This is a genomic window from Vibrio sp. Vb0667 (genome assembly GCF_033391095.1).
Genome location: NZ_JAWPOL010000186.1, coordinates 1 through 1,377, shown reverse-complemented (window position 1 = coordinate 1,377; position 1,377 = coordinate 1). Strand labels below are relative to the sequence as shown.

At 44.7% G+C, this 1,377-nt stretch carries 1 protein-coding gene and 1 pseudogene; both read right to left on the bottom strand.

Features of this window, described 5'->3' with window-relative positions:
- Positions 1 to 222 precede the first annotated feature (222 nt).
- The gene (locus R8269_RS24490; protein ID WP_005461733.1) at positions 223 to 771 is read right to left on the bottom strand and encodes an NAD(P)H nitroreductase; all 549 of its coding nucleotides are present in this window, start codon (positions 769 to 771) and stop codon (positions 223 to 225) included.
- A gap of 179 nt (positions 772 to 950) precedes the next feature.
- A pseudogene (gene fadH / locus R8269_RS24485) lies at positions 951 to 1,377 on the bottom strand (NADPH-dependent 2,4-dienoyl-CoA reductase); the annotation flags it as partial.

Below are 1,377 nucleotides of genomic sequence, written 5' to 3'. Positions count from 1 at the left end.
CACCACATCACCATTTCCACAACGGATAAAGCCTTGGTCTTTCTTTTGGGGATTAGGTAAAGCAGCCGCAATAGCACGACCTAGACTGGGTTTTTCAGCAATAAACAGACGAGACATAAGGATTTGGAAATCAAAATAATTAGGGCCACATTATCGAATGTAGCCCTAAGAAATCAAGGAAAAACTGTATAAATGAACAGTGAACGTTATCTAGGTATGTATTTATTGAAATTCAACAAACTTAGACAAATCGCGCTCTGGCACTTTCATTGGAGTACAACCTGGTGTACCAAGGTATAGAAATCCAACAATTTCATCTTCACCTTCTAGGCCAAATGCTTGATGTACCTCAGGGTGGAACATCCATTTACCTGAACGCCAAAAACCTTGGAAACCTTGCGCAACCGCCGCCATTTGCATTGCTTGAACAGCGCAGCCTGCAGAAAGATATTGTTCCAATGCAGGGACTTTTTCATGCTCGGTTACTTTCGCGATCACGGTAATGACCATTGGGGCACGAAACGGCGCATTTTTCACTTTTTCGATCACAGCCTCATCACTATGGTCTGCAATCGCGGCTTTCACCAAAATATCTGATAGCTTCTTCAAACCATCACCTTGAGCAATCACAAAACGCCAAGGGGTTAAGCCCGCATGGTCAGGAGCACGAAGACCTGCGCGAATAATATTCTCCAACGCTTTGCCCTCTGGTGCTGGCGCAGATAATTTGGCGATAGAGCGACGGTTAAGCAAAAGATCGAGAGCTTCCATGAGCGAGTCCTTATTGAATCTAACTGTTATTTTCTTTGCTGCTCACTTTAGCATAATCCTCTCACTCGAATAACAATCTGTTTTTTAGGGATTATCGTGATGATTCACACAAACCGAGAGCAACAGAAACAAAAAAGCTGCGCATCACACGCAGCTTTTGAGTCATATAAAGCTTGATGTTATAGCTTCACAGCAAGTTTTACGCCTTGGCGAATTGCACGCACTGCATCCAACTCACCGGCATGATCAGCGCCACCGATGATATGCAGTTTTTCACCAAGTTCAGACCACTTGTCTTCAAACGGACGTACTGATTCCTGTCCCGCACAAATAACGACTTTATCAGCCTCTAAAAGCTGCGCCTTACCATCTACATGAATGTGTAAACCGTTGTCATCAATTTTGTCATAAGACACGCCACCAAGCAGATGCACTCCGCGTTTTTCTAATGTGCGTTTATGGATCCACCCTGTCGTTTTACCCGGTCCTTTACCAACACGACCTTTGCGACGTTGAAGCACCCACACTTCTTTGTCACTCACCGCGTCTGGGTATGGGTACAGTCCACCTGGTTGCGACATTTCTTTATCAATGCCCCATTCATGC